Annotated in this window: 16 protein-coding genes; 10 read left to right on the forward strand and 6 right to left on the reverse strand. The window is 60.7% G+C overall.

Features of this window, described 5'->3' with window-relative positions; genetic code table 11:
• Positions 1-86: 86 nt before the first annotated feature.
• Entirely contained in the window at positions 87-1,304 is a 1,218-nt protein-coding gene (gene alaC, locus ACRESD_RS08165; protein WP_431750458.1) for an alanine transaminase, read from the reverse strand.
• A gap of 195 nt (positions 1,305-1,499) precedes the next feature.
• Between alaC and ACRESD_RS08170 the strand changes: the two genes are divergently transcribed.
• Positions 1,500-1,982, forward strand: a complete 483-nt coding sequence (locus ACRESD_RS08170) for a GyrI-like domain-containing protein (RefSeq protein WP_431750459.1) — start codon at positions 1,500-1,502, stop codon at positions 1,980-1,982.
• A gap of 44 nt (positions 1,983-2,026) precedes the next feature.
• On the opposite strand, the gene ACRESD_RS08175 is transcribed toward ACRESD_RS08170, so the two are convergent.
• Both ACRESD_RS08175 and ACRESD_RS08180 read right to left on the reverse strand, forming a co-directional pair.
• A complete protein-coding gene (locus ACRESD_RS08175; RefSeq protein ID WP_431750460.1) occupies positions 2,027-2,632 on the reverse strand; it encodes a pyridoxamine 5'-phosphate oxidase family protein in 606 nt (201 codons plus the stop codon).
• A gap of 179 nt (positions 2,633-2,811) precedes the next feature.
• On the reverse strand, positions 2,812-3,330 hold the full coding sequence (locus ACRESD_RS08180) for a GNAT family N-acetyltransferase (protein ID WP_431750461.1): 519 nt from the start codon (positions 3,328-3,330) through the stop codon (positions 2,812-2,814).
• A 148-nt stretch (positions 3,331-3,478) separates the two neighbouring features.
• Between ACRESD_RS08180 and ACRESD_RS08185 the strand changes: the two genes are divergently transcribed.
• From ACRESD_RS08185 to ACRESD_RS08200, 4 genes are read left to right on the forward strand one after another with little or no spacing between them, the layout of a single operon-like run.
• Positions 3,479-3,898, forward strand: a complete 420-nt coding sequence (locus ACRESD_RS08185; RefSeq protein WP_431750462.1) for a YybH family protein — start codon at positions 3,479-3,481, stop codon at positions 3,896-3,898.
• Positions 3,899-3,940: 42 nt separating this feature from the next.
• A complete protein-coding gene (locus ACRESD_RS08190; protein ID WP_431750463.1) occupies positions 3,941-4,285 on the forward strand; it encodes a YciI family protein in 345 nt (114 codons plus the stop codon).
• Between the two features lie 34 nt (positions 4,286-4,319).
• Positions 4,320-4,793, forward strand: coding sequence for an SRPBCC family protein (locus tag ACRESD_RS08195; protein WP_431750464.1), 474 nt, complete (start codon positions 4,320-4,322; stop codon positions 4,791-4,793).
• Positions 4,790-6,013 carry an RNA polymerase sigma factor gene (locus tag ACRESD_RS08200; RefSeq protein WP_431750465.1) on the forward strand — a complete coding sequence of 408 codons (1,224 nt, stop codon included), beginning with the start codon at positions 4,790-4,792 and terminating at the stop codon, positions 6,011-6,013. Before ACRESD_RS08195 ends, ACRESD_RS08200 begins: the two co-directional genes overlap by 4 nt.
• A 19-nt stretch (positions 6,014-6,032) precedes the next feature.
• Here ACRESD_RS08200 and ACRESD_RS08205 read toward each other — a convergent pair whose 3' ends face one another.
• Entirely contained in the window at positions 6,033-6,887 is an 855-nt protein-coding gene (locus ACRESD_RS08205) for a LysR family transcriptional regulator (protein ID WP_431750466.1), read from the reverse strand.
• An 89-nt stretch (positions 6,888-6,976) separates the two neighbouring features.
• Between ACRESD_RS08205 and ACRESD_RS08210 the strand changes: the two genes are divergently transcribed.
• On the forward strand, positions 6,977-7,438 hold the full coding sequence (locus tag ACRESD_RS08210; protein ID WP_431750467.1) for a multidrug/biocide efflux PACE transporter: 462 nt from the start codon (positions 6,977-6,979) through the stop codon (positions 7,436-7,438).
• Between the two features lie 3 nt (positions 7,439-7,441).
• Here ACRESD_RS08210 and ACRESD_RS08215 read toward each other — a convergent pair whose 3' ends face one another.
• The gene (locus ACRESD_RS08215; RefSeq protein WP_431750468.1) at positions 7,442-8,200 is read right to left on the reverse strand and encodes an SDR family NAD(P)-dependent oxidoreductase; all 759 of its coding nucleotides are present in this window, start codon (positions 8,198-8,200) and stop codon (positions 7,442-7,444) included.
• 106 nt (positions 8,201-8,306) lie between these two features.
• On the opposite strand from ACRESD_RS08215, the gene ACRESD_RS08220 reads away from it, so the two are divergent.
• Positions 8,307-9,203, forward strand: coding sequence for a LysR family transcriptional regulator (locus tag ACRESD_RS08220; protein ID WP_431750469.1), 897 nt, complete (start codon positions 8,307-8,309; stop codon positions 9,201-9,203).
• Here ACRESD_RS08220 and ACRESD_RS08225 read toward each other — a convergent pair.
• Complete coding sequence (locus ACRESD_RS08225; RefSeq protein WP_431750470.1) at positions 9,200-10,117, reverse strand: LysR family transcriptional regulator; 918 nt, start codon at positions 10,115-10,117, stop codon at positions 9,200-9,202. The two genes, ACRESD_RS08220 and ACRESD_RS08225, sit on opposite strands and share 4 nt — an antisense overlap.
• A 102-nt stretch (positions 10,118-10,219) precedes the next feature.
• Here ACRESD_RS08225 and ACRESD_RS08230 point away from each other — a divergent pair, with 102 nt between their 5' ends.
• Genes ACRESD_RS08230 through ACRESD_RS08240 form a run of 3 tightly spaced genes read left to right on the forward strand, consistent with a single transcriptional unit; the run spans position 10,220 to position 12,883 of the window.
• The gene (locus tag ACRESD_RS08230) at positions 10,220-10,978 is read left to right on the forward strand and encodes a 5-oxoprolinase subunit PxpA (RefSeq protein ID WP_431750471.1); all 759 of its coding nucleotides are present in this window, start codon (positions 10,220-10,222) and stop codon (positions 10,976-10,978) included.
• 55 nt (positions 10,979-11,033) lie between these two features.
• Positions 11,034-11,912, forward strand: coding sequence for a 5-oxoprolinase subunit B family protein (locus ACRESD_RS08235; protein ID WP_431750472.1), 879 nt, complete (start codon positions 11,034-11,036; stop codon positions 11,910-11,912).
• A complete protein-coding gene (locus ACRESD_RS08240) occupies positions 11,909-12,883 on the forward strand; it encodes a biotin-dependent carboxyltransferase family protein (RefSeq protein ID WP_431750473.1) in 975 nt (324 codons plus the stop codon). The genes ACRESD_RS08235 and ACRESD_RS08240 overlap by 4 nt, the downstream gene beginning before the upstream one ends.
• Positions 12,884-12,945 lie beyond the last annotated feature (62 nt).

Genomic DNA, 12,945 nt, shown 5'->3' on the forward strand with positions numbered 1-12,945 from the left:
GCTCCCGATAGCAGTGGGTCAGTCACCAGATGCAGTGACTGACACTCAGCAATCGGGAGCAAGCCCCCTCCCACATTTTGACCGAGTCAGGCGCCGGTTTTGGCGACTAGGCCGTCCGCTCGGAACATCCCGCGAATCCCCCGCACCGCCTGGCGAATCCGGTCCTGGTTCTCGATCAGCGCAAAACGCACGTGATCATCCCCGTACTCACCAAACCCAATCCCCGGCGACACGCACACCTTTGCTTCCAACAGCAGTTTCTTGGCAAATTCCAACGAGCCCATGGCGGCATACGCCTCGGGAATCTTCGCCCAGACGTACATCGACGCCTTCGGGTTCTCCACCATCCAGCCCAGCTCATGCAGGCCCTTGACCAGCACATTGCGGCGCTGGCGGTACTGCTCGGCGATGTCTTTAACGCACTGCTGATCGCCTTCCAATGCCGCAATCGCCGCGACTTGCAGCGGAGTGAAGGTGCCGTAGTCGTGGTAGCTCTTGATGCGCGCCAGGGCGTTGACCAGTTCAGGGTTACCCACCATGAAACCGATGCGCCAGCCGGCCATGTTGTAGCTCTTGGACAGGGTGAAAAACTCCACCGCAATGTCCTTGGCGCCCGGCACCTGCATGATCGACGGGGCTTTCCAGCCGTCGTAGACGATGTCGGCGTAGGCCAGGTCGTGGATCACCAGCACGTCGTACTGCTTGGCCAGGGCGATCACGCGTTCGAAGAAGTCCAGCTCCACACACTGCGCGGTGGGGTTGGACGGAAAGCCCAGGATCATCATCTTCGGCTTGGGGATCGAGCCACGAATCGCCCGCTCCAGTTCGGCGAAGAAGTCCACGCCGGGCACCAGCGGCACCGACCGCACCTGGGCGCCGGCAATCACGGCACCGTAGATGTGGATCGGGTAGCTTGGGTTCGGCACCAGCACGGTATCGCCCTGGTCCAGGGTGGCCAGCATCAAGTGCGCCAGGCCTTCCTTGGAGCCGATGGTGACGATGGCTTCCGACTCGGGGTCGATGTCCACTTCATAACGGTCCTTGTACCAGCGCGAAATGGCGCGGCGCAGGCGCGGAATGCCTTTGGACGTGGAGTAGCCGTGGGTGTCTTCGCGCTGGGCGACCTGGACGAGTTTTTCGACAATGTGCGGCGGTGTGGCACCGTCGGGGTTACCCATGCTCAAGTCGATGATGTCTTCGCCGCGCCGACGCGCAGCCATCTTCAGCTCGGCAGTGATATTGAAAACGTAAGGGGGGAGTCGATCTATGCGCGCAAAGCGGCGCGGCGAACCTTGGTCTGCCATTGTTGCCTCGGAGTACGTAAGCGCCCGGAACCGTCCGAGCGACGTCGGCCACTGCGGTGGCCTGCGGGGCAGACAATACGGTCGATGATGGCCCGTTGTCCAGATGCGTAGGAAAAATTTCTGCATGGAGCGCGGGGCGGTTATGCCCCTATACTCGATGCGGGTTTGTTCCCTCATAAGAAGGAGACTGTTCGTATGGATCAGCAGACAAAACAACCGTTGGAGCCACGCATGGAAGCCGGTAAAACCCTGGTGATCGCCGGGGTGCAAGGGCGCTATTCGAAGGCCACCGTGGGCGATATCCCAAAATTGTGGGAGTTGTTCGATACCTGCATCAAGGACATCAAGAAGCGCGTTGGCGGCGTGACGTATGGTGTTTGCCATAACCCCAAGCATGGCGAATTCGACTACATGGCCGGTGTAGAGGTCCCCACCAAGGGCGACGTGCCGAGCAACTTCGAATGCATCGAGATCCCGCCGCTCAACTATGCCGTGTTCCCGCATTACGGGCCGGTTCAGGCGCTTGAGCAAACGTACGAGCGCATCATGTTCGAATGGCTACCGCACTCGGGTTACAAGGTGATGGGCGCGGATTTTGAGCGTTATAGCGCGGATTTCGACGTGCACAAGGGCACTGGGACGGTGGAAATCTGGTTGCCGGTGGGCGAAAGAGGTTGAACCCGCCCCTGGTAGGAGCCGGCAAGCCGGCTCCTACAGCTGTATCAGTACAACGTGTTTCTGACCCTCTCCGGCATCTCCCGGTCATACGCCTCGGCATCAAACTGCCCATCATTGAGTCGCCTGTGAAACGCCCCCGCCGACGGTAACGCCGAGCGGTCCAGGTGTTTTTCGGGGTTCCAGCAGTCCGAGCGCACAAAAGCCTTGGAGCAGTGAAAAAACGCGGCCTCCACTTGCACCAGAATCACCGACCGCGCCGGCTTGCCATTCACCGCAAAACTCTCCAGCAACTGCGGCTCGATGGAAATCTGCGCCCGGCCGTTTACGCGCAAAGTCTCGCCAATGCCTGGGATGATGAATAGCAAGGCGATCCGCGGGTCCTGCACCAAATTGCGCAACGTATCCACGCGGTTATTCCCGGGCCGATCCGGAATCGCCAGGGTGCGTTCATCCACAATCCGCACAAATCCCGGCACATCCCCCCGGGGTGAACCGTCGATGCCGTCCGGCCCTGACGAACTCACCACCACCAGCGGCGAAGCTCGCACCATGGCTTGGTAATCCTCGTTGAGAAACGGGATTTCCTTGCGCACCGCGCGCTCGTGGGGGAGGCCGTAGAGGGTTTCGAGTTGTTCGAGGCTTGTCAGCATGGAGTCACCTTGTCCTTGGATGAGTACGGGCGCACGTTCAAGCGCCCAAGATGTGTTGATAATCCAGAGCAGAGATTATTGAGACGCATGGTGCGCAATTGGGTGCCGAGTTGTTGAGCAATTACAGAAGCATCCATGTCTTGTATTCATTACTTGACGGTAGGTAAGTGATGCATACGTTACATTTTAAGTGTGTCAAGAACACCCTGATCAAAGGCCCACCTCAGCCTCCGTTCATACCCAATCCGCCCCTTATATGCCTCCCCGCTGTCTACCCAACCCGCCCGCAGATACAACCCCATCGCCGCCACATTGTCCGCGTCCACTGACAACTCCAGCCCCTTGATCTGCGGCCACGCCTGCAATGCCGCTGCGGGCAACGCTTGCAGGCAGGCCTTGCCGAATCCGCGGCCTTGCTGGTGTTGATCCACCTGCAATGCATGCAAGGTCGCGCTGTGTTCGTCGGCCCAGTGGGGCAGGCAAGGTGGGCGTTTGAGCAGGAGGAAGGCCACGGGCGTTTCATCGGCAAGCAGGGCGAAGCCTTTGATCGCGGTGGGGTGAGGGTTGACCAGCAGGCTGTTCAGCGCACAGTAGATATCACCGGAGTACGCCAGTTGCTCGGGATGCACTTGTAGGGAGTTGAGCTGCTGTTTCTGCACAAGGCTCAGCGTCTCATAGAGGGCGAGGCGGGTTTCCATCGGGGGCGTATCCGAAATCCTACAAAGAGGCGTGGATTCTAGCGGGTTTGTCGGGGGCGACATTATTTTTAAGCGGTTTGTCGATTTTCCGAAGCGTCATTCGACTAAGGGTGTCTTTCGTGATTTTCCACCCAGAAGGAGTATCGCCATGAGCACTGCCATCCACACCCTGATCGATCAATGGAAGCAAGCCGTACTTTCCCGGGATATCGACAAGATTGTCAGCTATTACGCCGACGATATCGTCTCATTCGACGCCGTGTCTGCGTTGCAATTCAAAGGCAAGGCCGCCTACCGCGCACACTGGGAAGAGTGCATGAAGCACTGCCCAGGCCCAGGCATTTTCGAGTTTCATGAGCTGCGCATCATCGAAGCCCCAGAGAGCGCATTTGCCCACTGGCTGGCCCATTGCGGCGGTGCCGGGCCGGATGGCGTGGTGAAGGCGTGCTGGATGCGCGTGACTGCCGGTTACCAACGCATCAATGGCCAATGGAAGGTGGTGCATGAGCATTGGTCGGCACCTTTCGACATGGAAAGCGGAAGCGCGTTGTTCGAGCTGAAACCTTGAGCACGACGAACTATAGTCAGTAGTCCGAAAACGGAGACGCACATGAAATACCTCTGCCTGATCTACAGCAACGAACAGGTGTTGCACACCGACCCGGACAGTCCCAAAGACCCGGAGTGCTTAGCCTATGCCCAGGCTATTCAGGCCAGCGGCCGCATGCTGGCCGCCGAGCCGCTGGAGTCCGTGAGTACCGCCACCACCGTGCGCCTGCGCAATGGCAAGTTGTCGATCACCGACGGTCCGTTTGCCGAGACCAAGGAGCAGTTGGCCGGGTTCTACCTGATCGAGGCCAAGGACCTGAACGATGCGATCCAAGTGGCCGGCGGGATACCGGCGGCGCGGGTCGGCAGTGTGGAAGTGCGTCCCGTGCGTGAATTGAATCTCTGATCATCACAATCATAAGAACCCAAGAGGATAAGCGATGAGCACCCCTGCACCTTTCGAACTGTCCATCAGCCGCTTGATCGACGCCCCGCGCAGCCGAGTCTTCCGTGCCTGGACCACGCCCGAGTTGTTGCAACAATGGTGGGGGCCCCACGGCATGACCACTCCTGAGTGCGAAATGAACCTGTGGGTCGGTGGCCTGTTTCGCACCCTTATGCGCGCGCCGGATGGCAGTGAATACCCAACCCAGGGCGTATTCCTGGAGATTGATGCGCCCAACCGCTTGGTATTTACCGACGCTTTTACACCCGGTTGGATTCCCTCGGGCAAACCCTTCATGACCGCCGAAGTCATCTTCGAGGAGGTCGACGGTAAAACCCGCTACACCGCCCGCGCCATGCACTGGAACGCTGAGGATAAACAGGCCCACGAAGCCATGGGGTTTCACGATGGCTGGGGGCAGAGCCTGGACCGCCTGGTGACGCTGGTGACCCAGGGCATGACCGATTGACGCCAGCCATCGAGGCGATTTACCGCAGCGAATCACGGCGCGTACTGGCGACGCTGATTCGCTTGCTCGGTGATTTCGACCTGGCGGAGGAAGCCCTGCACGAAGCGTTTTTCGTCGCCGTGCAGCGTTGGTCACAGGACGGTGTGCCGGACAATCCCTACGCGTGGCTGGTCTCCACCGGCCGTTTCAAAGCCATCGACCGCCTGCGCCGGCAGGCGCGTTTTACCCCGTTACTGCAGGAGCAGGCCGACGCACTGGAAACAGCGCACTGGAGTGATGAGGACGTGGAGGACGACCGCCTGCGCCTGATCTTCACCTGCTGCCACCCGGCGCTGGCGCCCGATGCCCAGGCGGCGCTGACCTTGCGTGAGATCTGTGACCTCACCACCGAAGAAATCGCCCACGCTTTTCTGGCCACGCCCACCACCATTGCCCAGCGTATCGTGCGCGCCAAGGGCAAGATCCGTGACGCGAAAATCCCCTATCAGGTGCCGTCCCTGGCCGAGTTGCCGGAACGTCTCGACAGCGTATTGCGCGTGGTTTACCTGGTGTTCAACGAAGGCTATTCAGCCTCCATGGGGGCGGACCTCACCCGGGAAGACCTGACTCGCGAAGCCATCCGCCTGGCTCGCCTGCTGCTGGAGTTGTTGCCGGAGCCTGAAGTCATGGGCTTGCTGGCGCTGATGCTATTGCACGAATCTCGTCGAGCGGCGCGTACTTCGGCCAGTGGTGAGTTGGTGTTGTTGTATGAACAGGATCGCGGTTTGTGGGACGCGTCCTTGATCGCTGAAGGCTGCGCGCTGGTGGAGCAGGCGCTGACCACGGGCCGTTTCGGGCCGTATTGCCTGCAAGCGGCGATTGCCGCGGTGCATGCTGAAGCGGCCAGCGCCGGGGAAACCGACTGGTTGCAGATTGTCGGGCTTTACGATGTGTTGCTTCGGGAAGTGCCGTCGCCCGTGATTGAGCTGAACCGCGCCGTGGCCGTGGCGATGTGGCAAGGGCCGCTGGCCGGGTTGAGGTTGGTGGAGGGCATTTTGCAGCGCGGTGAGCTGCTGGATTATCACTTGGCACATGCGGCGCAGGGGGAGTTTTGCCGACAGTTGGAGCGCATCGAAGAAGCGCATGCGGCTTACGAAAAGGCCTTGTCATTGACCCAGCAAGTGCCGGAAAAACGCTTCATCGAACGACGCCTGGCCGAACTCAAACTCCCCAGGCAGTAAAGGCTGGGGGACTTGAACGCTATTCGAGGATTTTCTTCAACATCCAACTGCCTGCCGGGCCGGGTGGGTGTTGGCGCGACCACAATGCATCCACCGCCACCGAGCGTGGCCAACTGCGCACATTGAGTTCAACCAGCCCGACGTCGGCAAAGCGCTCTACCATCCAGCGGGGCAGCGCCGCCCAACCGAAACCCAGTTGGGCCATTTCCATCAGCATCAGAAAACTCGGCGCCGACCACACGCGGCCAGTGGCGCGGGTTTCATTAGGGTTGATGATGCTCGCCAGGCGCAGTTCGCGGTGCTGCTGCAATACCCGCTGGTCGATGTTCTCCAGGCTGGCCAGCGGATGGGTGGGGGCGACGAACAGGGCGAGTTCGGCGTGCTCTGCGACGGGCGCACGGCTCAGGTCTGGCGGGTAAACCTCCTGGGCTTCAATGAAGGCAATCTGCGCGCGACCGCTTTGCACAAGGTCGATCAAGTCTTCGCACTCGGCAATCAGCCATTCCAGTTCCAGGTCCGGGTAGCGTTGTTCGAAGGCTTTGAGGGCGAGTTCGAAACGTTCGGACTGGTAGGTATCGGACATGGCGATACTCAGCTTCGGCTCCAACCCCTGGGCCAGTTGATTGGCGGCCATCTCCAGGCGACTGCTGGCCTCCAGCACCTGCTCGGCACGTTGCAGCAGCACATGGCCGGCGGGCGTCAGCGTGGGCTTGCGGCTGCTGCGGTCGAACAGCACCACATCCAGGTCGATTTCCAGGCTCGCCACGGCCGCACTGACGGTGGACTGGCTCTTGCCCAGCTTGCGCGCCGCCGCGGAAAACGAGCCTTGGGTGGCCGCTTGGACAAACGCCTGCAGCACTTCATTGGAGGCCATGACTATCGCCTTTGTCGATGGTTACTGGTTATGAAGTATCGATCAGAGGGGTGATCATGGCAACCATCGTCATTCACGGAGCACGGGTTATGCACCCTACCAAGTCGATTACTGAACGTGTTGGCCAAGCCCTGGGGTTTGAGGGATTGGCATTGTTGATCTGTACACCGCTGTTGGTGTGGATCACCGGCAGGCCGGCCCTGGAAATGGGCGCGGTGACCTTGGGCATCAGCCTGTTGGCGCTGACCTGGAACGTTATTTTCAACAGCTTGTTCGACCGCCTCAAAGCGCGCCTGCAACTGACCAGTGGCGGCGGGACCCGCGTACTGCACGCGCTGCTGTTTGAAGGTGGTCTGATTCTCATGGCGGTGCCGCTGATTGCCCTGCTGATGAAGACCAGCCTGTTGGAAGCCTTCATCCTCGACATCGGTGTGTTGCTGTTCTTCCTGCCGTACACCTATGTGTATCACTGGGGGTATGACGTTATTCGGGAAAAAATCGTCAGCAAAAACGCTATTCAGTGTCGGAGCGAGCAACGCAGCGGCGTTTGAACCTTACAGAAACATGCCGCCCGAGGCCTCGATGCACTGGCCGGTGATCCAGTTGCTGCCATCGGCCAGCAAGATGGAAATGGCCCCACCGATATCGTCCGGCAAGCCGGCGCGGCCCAGGGCGGTGTTGTTGGCGACCATGGCGTTCAAGCCCGTGTTGTCGCGTACGGCACCACCGCCGAAGTCGGTTTCGATGGCGCCGGGTGCCAGGATGTTCACGGTGATGCCACGCCCACCCAGTTCCTTGGCCTGATAGCGGGTGAGTACTTCCATCGCGCCTTTCGTGGCTGCATACGCCGCATATCCCGGCAAGCTGAACCGTGCCAGGCCGCTGGAGATATTGATGATGCGCCCGCCATCGCTGATCAGCGGCAGCAGTTTCTGAGTGAGGAAAAATGGCGCCTTGAAGTGAATCGCCACCATTTGGTCGAACTGTGCTTCGGTGGTTTCGGCAAAGCTGGCGTGGGTACCAATGCCGGCGTTGTTGATCAGAAAGTCGAAGTGATCCTGTGCGAAAACATCTTTGAGCACGGTGGTGATTTCGCCGACGAAGCCATCGAACGTGTCGCTGCGGCTTACATCCAGCTGCAACATGGCGGCGCGGCCGCCCAAGGCCTGAACGTGTTCGACGACGGCCTGGGCTTCGCCGGCGGCGCTATGGTAGGTGCCGATGATGTCGACGCCTTGTGCCGCAAGGTGCAGCGCGGCGCTTTTGCCCAGGCCGCGGCTGGCGCCGGTGATCAGTGCGATTTTACGGGTCATGATGAAGGTCCACTCGGTTGATAGTGGAATCGAGTGTATTTGTCCGCTGATAACGTGATAAACAGGCCTTTGCCGGAATCACTGGCCGGATAAGGCGAACAATCCCATGAACAAGCTTGAGCTGTTGCGCACCTTTGTACGTGTCACCGAATTGTCGAGTTTCACCCAGGCGGGCGAGAGCCTGGGCTTGCCGCGCTCCACGGTGTCCGAACATGTGCAGGCCCTGGAAGAACTGCTTGGCACGCGCTTGCTGCAACGCACCACGCGCAAGGTGCAGGCGACCCAGGATGGCCGGGTGTTGTATGAGCGCAGCAAGGATTTGCTGTCGCACATGGACGAATTGGAAGGGCTGTTTCGCCAGGATGAAGCACAACTCTCCGGGCGTATTCGCGTGGACATGCCCAACGTCATGGCACGGGAGTTGATCCTGCCGCGCTTGCCGGAATTCATGGATGCACACCCGCTGATCGAGCTGGAAATCAGCAGCACCGACCGTCAGGTCGACCTGCTTGCCGAAGGTTTTGATTGCGTGCTTCGGGTAGGCGCGCAGCCGGACCAGACGGTGGTGGCGCGCTTGTTGTGCAGCATGCCGATGATCAACTGCGCGAGTGCGGCGTACCTGCAACGGCATGGCGTGCCCACGACCCTGGCCGACCTGGCGCACCACCAATTGGTGCATTACGTACGGCCCCTGGGTGCGCGTTCAGCGGGCTTTGAGTACCAGCAGGGCAACAAGGTACACCGGGTGCCCATGGCTGGGCGGATCACGGTCAACAGTACCGATGCGTATCGAGTGGTGTGCCTGGGCGGTTTCGGTATTACCCAAGTGCCCGCCCTGGGCATTCGCGATTTGCTGGCCAGTGGCGAATTGGTTGCGCTGTTGCCCGACTACCCGGCACCACCTCTGGATGTGTCGTTGCTGTATGCCGGCCAGCGGCATTTACCTCGGCGGGTGCGGGTGTTCATGGATTGGCTGGCCGGTCTTTTGCAGTCCCATCTTTAACGCCGCGCCGATAGCTGCTGCGGCGCCAGGAAGGCGTCGTGGAAGTAATCCCGGAACGCCTGCATCGCCGGGGTGAACGCCCGCTCGCGGTGCCAGGCCAGGCCGACGCTCATGGGGGGGACCGGGTCGGTGACGGTCAGGGTCTCAATGCGCTTGCCTTCCAGGGACCAGGGCCGGTGCACCAGGTCTGACAGAATCGCCACGCCGCTGCCGTTGGCGACCATGCTGCGCACCGCCTCCACCGAACTGGTGCGCAGCCGCACCCTGGGCGTTTGCCCGGCCTGTTCCCAGTAGCGCATGGCACTGTGTTCGGCCTCGTCGACGGTGAGCAGAATATAGGGTTCCTGCGCCACATCCGTGAGGCTCACGGCGCCGCGTTCGCACAGTGGGTGATGGCTTGGCAGCCATAGGCGGCGTTCTGAGTTGAACAGGATTTCGGAGACGATATCCGGGTGAGTGAGGTTGGCGGTGAGCACCACGGCCATGTCGAACTGGCCGTCGAGCAGGCCCTGTTCGATGGCCTGGCGTTCCTGTTCGAAGACCTCGATGGTCACGTCCGGGTGCCAGTGTTCCATACGTTGCAGGTGGTGGGGCAGAAAGTAACCCAACACCGTGTAGCTGGCGGCCACCCGCAGCACACCGCTGGCGCGGTAGTCGGGCAAAGGGCTGTTCAGTGCATCCTCCACGCTGCGCACGATGACATAGGCGCGGTTGAGGAAGTGCCTCCCGGCGTCGGTGAGGTTCATGCCCTGGGCCGAGCGCACGAACAATTGCACGCCGAGCATGGCTTCCAATTCCTTGATCGCCGTGGTCACCGCCGACTGGGAGATGTTCAGGTGAATCGCCGCCTGGGAAATCTGGCCGATCTCGGCGGTGGCGACGAAATAGCGGACTTGGCGCAAAGTCAGGGACATAGCGGTATCTGTTTTTCAGAAGATGAGTCATCTGATAATAGATCTTCCCAAGGGGTCAAGCCCCGGCCTACTTTCCAGCATCAACTTGGAGGAGCGACCCTGATGCAGGCAGTGGATTTCAACTCGGACATGGGCGAAGGCTTCGGCCCCTGGACCATCGGCGATGGTGTCGACGCGGAACTGATGGCCTACATCAGCTCGGCCAATATCGCCACCGGCTTTCACGCCGGCGACCCCGGCACCATGCGCCGCACCGTCGAGCGCGCCAAGCAACTGGGCGTTGCCATCGGCGCCCATCCAGGCTTTCGTGACCTGGTGGGTTTCGGTCGTCGGCACATTAACGCTCCGGCCCAGGAGTTGGTGGACGACATGCTCTACCAACTCGGCGCCCTGCGGGAAATGGCCCGTGCCCAAGGCGTGACGCTGCAACACATCAAGCCCCACGGCGCGCTGTATATGCACCTGGCCCGCGACGAAGAAGCCGCACGGTTATTGGTGCAAAACCTGCAAATCGTCGAGCCAACCTTGCTGCTGTACTGCATGCCCAACTCAGTGATCTGGCGAGTGGCCAAGGAGTTGGGACAACCCGTGGTACGGGAGTTTTACGCCGATCGTGAATACGATCTGAGCGGCTCCATCGTGTTTACCCGCCATGTACGGGCGCTTGATCCTGCAACGGTGGCGGCACGGGTCTTGCGCGCCTGTCAGACCAACCTGGTGAGAACCGTAGAAGGCGAAGACCTGTTTATCGAGTTCGATTCCATCTGCCTGCACAGCGACACCCCTGGTGCGCTGGAGTTGGTGGAGGCCACCCGCGAAGCCTTGGACGAGGCGGGCATCATCGTCAAAACGCCACAATAAAAACGCCCCATTATTTTTCGCCTGCCTTTCTACAATGATTCCAAGAGGAACAGACATGGCTGAAACATCCCCCATCCGCTACAGCTTCGGCGGTGATGAACACTTGTTTGCCGAGGTCAGCGACAGCATGTCCTTGCAGGCGTTTTTCAAAGGCATGGCCGTGACCCGCGCCGTGGAGCGCCTGGTCCTGGAAGGCGTGCTGGATGTGTGCCTGGCCAATGCGTCGTTCCAGATCCGCTTCGACCCCGACCGCATTGCACCCCATGTGCTGCTCGACGCCGTGCAAAGCGCCGAGGCCCAAGCCGTGGCTGAACGCACCTTGCACACGCGCATCATCGAAATCCCGGTGCTCTACAACGACCCCTGGACCCATGAAACCCTGATGCGCTTTCGTGACCGTCATCAAGACCCCACGGGCACCGATCTGGAGTACGCCGCACGCATCAACGGCCTCGCCGATGTGGAGGCGTTTATCGCCGCCCACAGTGGTGCGCCGTGGTTTGTGTCGATGGTGGGGTTTGTCGCGGGCTTGCCATTCATGTTCCAGATGGTCGAGCGTGAGCGGCAGTTACAGGTGCCCAAGTACCTGCGCCCGCGCACTGACACTCCCAAACTCACCCTCGGCCATGGTGGTTGCTTTGGCTGCATCTACTCGGTGCGCGGCGCTGGCGGCTACCAGATGTTCGGCGTGACCCCGGCGCCGATCTACGACCCGGCGCAGCAGTTGGCCTATCTCAAGGAGCACATGGTGTTCTTCCGCCCGGGCGATATCGTGCAGTTCAAACCCATGGACCGCGATGCCTATGACTTGGCTGTCGCCGAAGTGGAGGCCGGCCGTTTCGACCTGCGTATCCGCCCCGTGGAATTTTCCCTCGACGCCTTTCTCGCTGATCCCATCGGCTACCCGAAAACCCTGCAGGAGGTGTTGGCATGATCAAGGTGCTCAAACCCGGCCTGGCCACCTCTGTGCAGGATCTCGGCCGTGAAGGTTATTACCACCTGGGCATCCCGCCGTCGGGTGCGCTGGACCAATATGCCCTGAGCGCGGCCAACCACTTGGTGGGCAACCCGGCCGATGCGGCGGGCTTGGAATGCACGTTGATCGGCCCGGAACTTGAGTTTCGACAGGACGCACTGGTGGCCCTCAGCGGTGCGCTGATGTCGCCGCGTCTGGATGGTGTAGTGGTGCATCAGGACACCGCTTTTCAGGTGCGTGCCGGGCAGGTGTTGCGCTTTGAGTTTCCCAGGGCGGGGGCGCGGACTTATCTGGCGGTGGCGGGCGGCATTGATGTGCCGCTGGTACTCGGCAGCCGCTCGACCTACACCCTCGGCGGGCTCGGTGGGTTTCAGGGACGGCGCTTGCAGGAGGGCGATGAACTGTCGATCGGCGAGGCCAGTGGATGGGGGCGGGCGGGTAACAGCTTACCGATGGCGTTGCGTCGTTCGGTCGGTGGTGATGTGACGCTGCGTGTCGTGCCCGGGCTGTATTACGAGCGACTGACCGACGCTGCGAAAAGTAGTTTTTTTGCCGAACCCTGGACCGTAGGTTCAGAAGCGGACCGTATCGGCTATCGCTTCAAGGGCGGCAGTGCGTTGAGCTTTCAGCCCCGGGAACAGCCATTTGGGGCGGGGTCCGATCCATCCAATATCGTCGATAGCTGCTACCCCATCGGTTCGATCCAGGTGCCGGCCGGATTGGAGCCGATAGTGCTGCATCGGGATGCGGTGTCCGGTGGGGGCTACGCGATGATCGGCACGGTGATCAGTGCCGACCTGGATTTGATCGGGCAGATGCAGCCGAACCAGCGGGCGGGGTTTGTGGCGGTGACATTGGAGGAGGCATTGGAGGCGCGGCGTATCTACAAGAAGCGCCTCAAGGCAATGGCTGGGCTCTTCATTCCCTGACACACAGCTAATCAAAGTGTGGGAGGGGGCTTGCCCCCGATAGCAAAGTGTCAGTCAACTTA

The sequence above is a fragment of the Pseudomonas sp. genome, from assembly GCF_050739995.1.
In the GTDB taxonomy this organism is placed as follows: Bacteria; Pseudomonadota; Gammaproteobacteria; order Pseudomonadales; family Pseudomonadaceae; genus Aquipseudomonas.

What these genes read in the sequence shown, in the direction of transcription:
- ACRESD_RS08195 (WP_431750464.1), top strand. Translation starts at nt 4,320, where the DNA reads ATGAGCACCCCTGCACCTTTCGAACTGTCCATCAGCCGCTTGATCGAC.
- alaC (WP_431750458.1), bottom strand. Translation starts at nt 1,304, where the DNA reads ATGGCAGACCAAGGTTCGCCGCGCCGCTTTGCGCGCATAGATCGACTC.
- ACRESD_RS08170 (WP_431750459.1), top strand. Translation starts at nt 1,500, where the DNA reads ATGGATCAGCAGACAAAACAACCGTTGGAGCCACGCATGGAAGCCGGT.
- ACRESD_RS08240 (WP_431750473.1), top strand. Translation starts at nt 11,909, where the DNA reads ATGATCAAGGTGCTCAAACCCGGCCTGGCCACCTCTGTGCAGGATCTC.
- ACRESD_RS08180 (WP_431750461.1), bottom strand. Translation starts at nt 3,330, where the DNA reads ATGGAAACCCGCCTCGCCCTCTATGAGACGCTGAGCCTTGTGCAGAAA.
- ACRESD_RS08230 (WP_431750471.1), top strand. Translation starts at nt 10,220, where the DNA reads ATGCAGGCAGTGGATTTCAACTCGGACATGGGCGAAGGCTTCGGCCCC.
- ACRESD_RS08175 (WP_431750460.1), bottom strand. Translation starts at nt 2,632, where the DNA reads ATGCTGACAAGCCTCGAACAACTCGAAACCCTCTACGGCCTCCCCCAC.
- ACRESD_RS08225 (WP_431750470.1), bottom strand. Translation starts at nt 10,117, where the DNA reads ATGTCCCTGACTTTGCGCCAAGTCCGCTATTTCGTCGCCACCGCCGAG.
- ACRESD_RS08185 (WP_431750462.1), top strand. Translation starts at nt 3,479, where the DNA reads ATGAGCACTGCCATCCACACCCTGATCGATCAATGGAAGCAAGCCGTA.
- ACRESD_RS08235 (WP_431750472.1), top strand. Translation starts at nt 11,034, where the DNA reads ATGGCTGAAACATCCCCCATCCGCTACAGCTTCGGCGGTGATGAACAC.
- ACRESD_RS08220 (WP_431750469.1), top strand. Translation starts at nt 8,307, where the DNA reads ATGAACAAGCTTGAGCTGTTGCGCACCTTTGTACGTGTCACCGAATTG.
- ACRESD_RS08215 (WP_431750468.1), bottom strand. Translation starts at nt 8,200, where the DNA reads ATGACCCGTAAAATCGCACTGATCACCGGCGCCAGCCGCGGCCTGGGC.
- ACRESD_RS08205 (WP_431750466.1), bottom strand. Translation starts at nt 6,887, where the DNA reads ATGGCCTCCAATGAAGTGCTGCAGGCGTTTGTCCAAGCGGCCACCCAA.
- ACRESD_RS08210 (WP_431750467.1), top strand. Translation starts at nt 6,977, where the DNA reads ATGCACCCTACCAAGTCGATTACTGAACGTGTTGGCCAAGCCCTGGGG.
- ACRESD_RS08190 (WP_431750463.1), top strand. Translation starts at nt 3,941, where the DNA reads ATGAAATACCTCTGCCTGATCTACAGCAACGAACAGGTGTTGCACACC.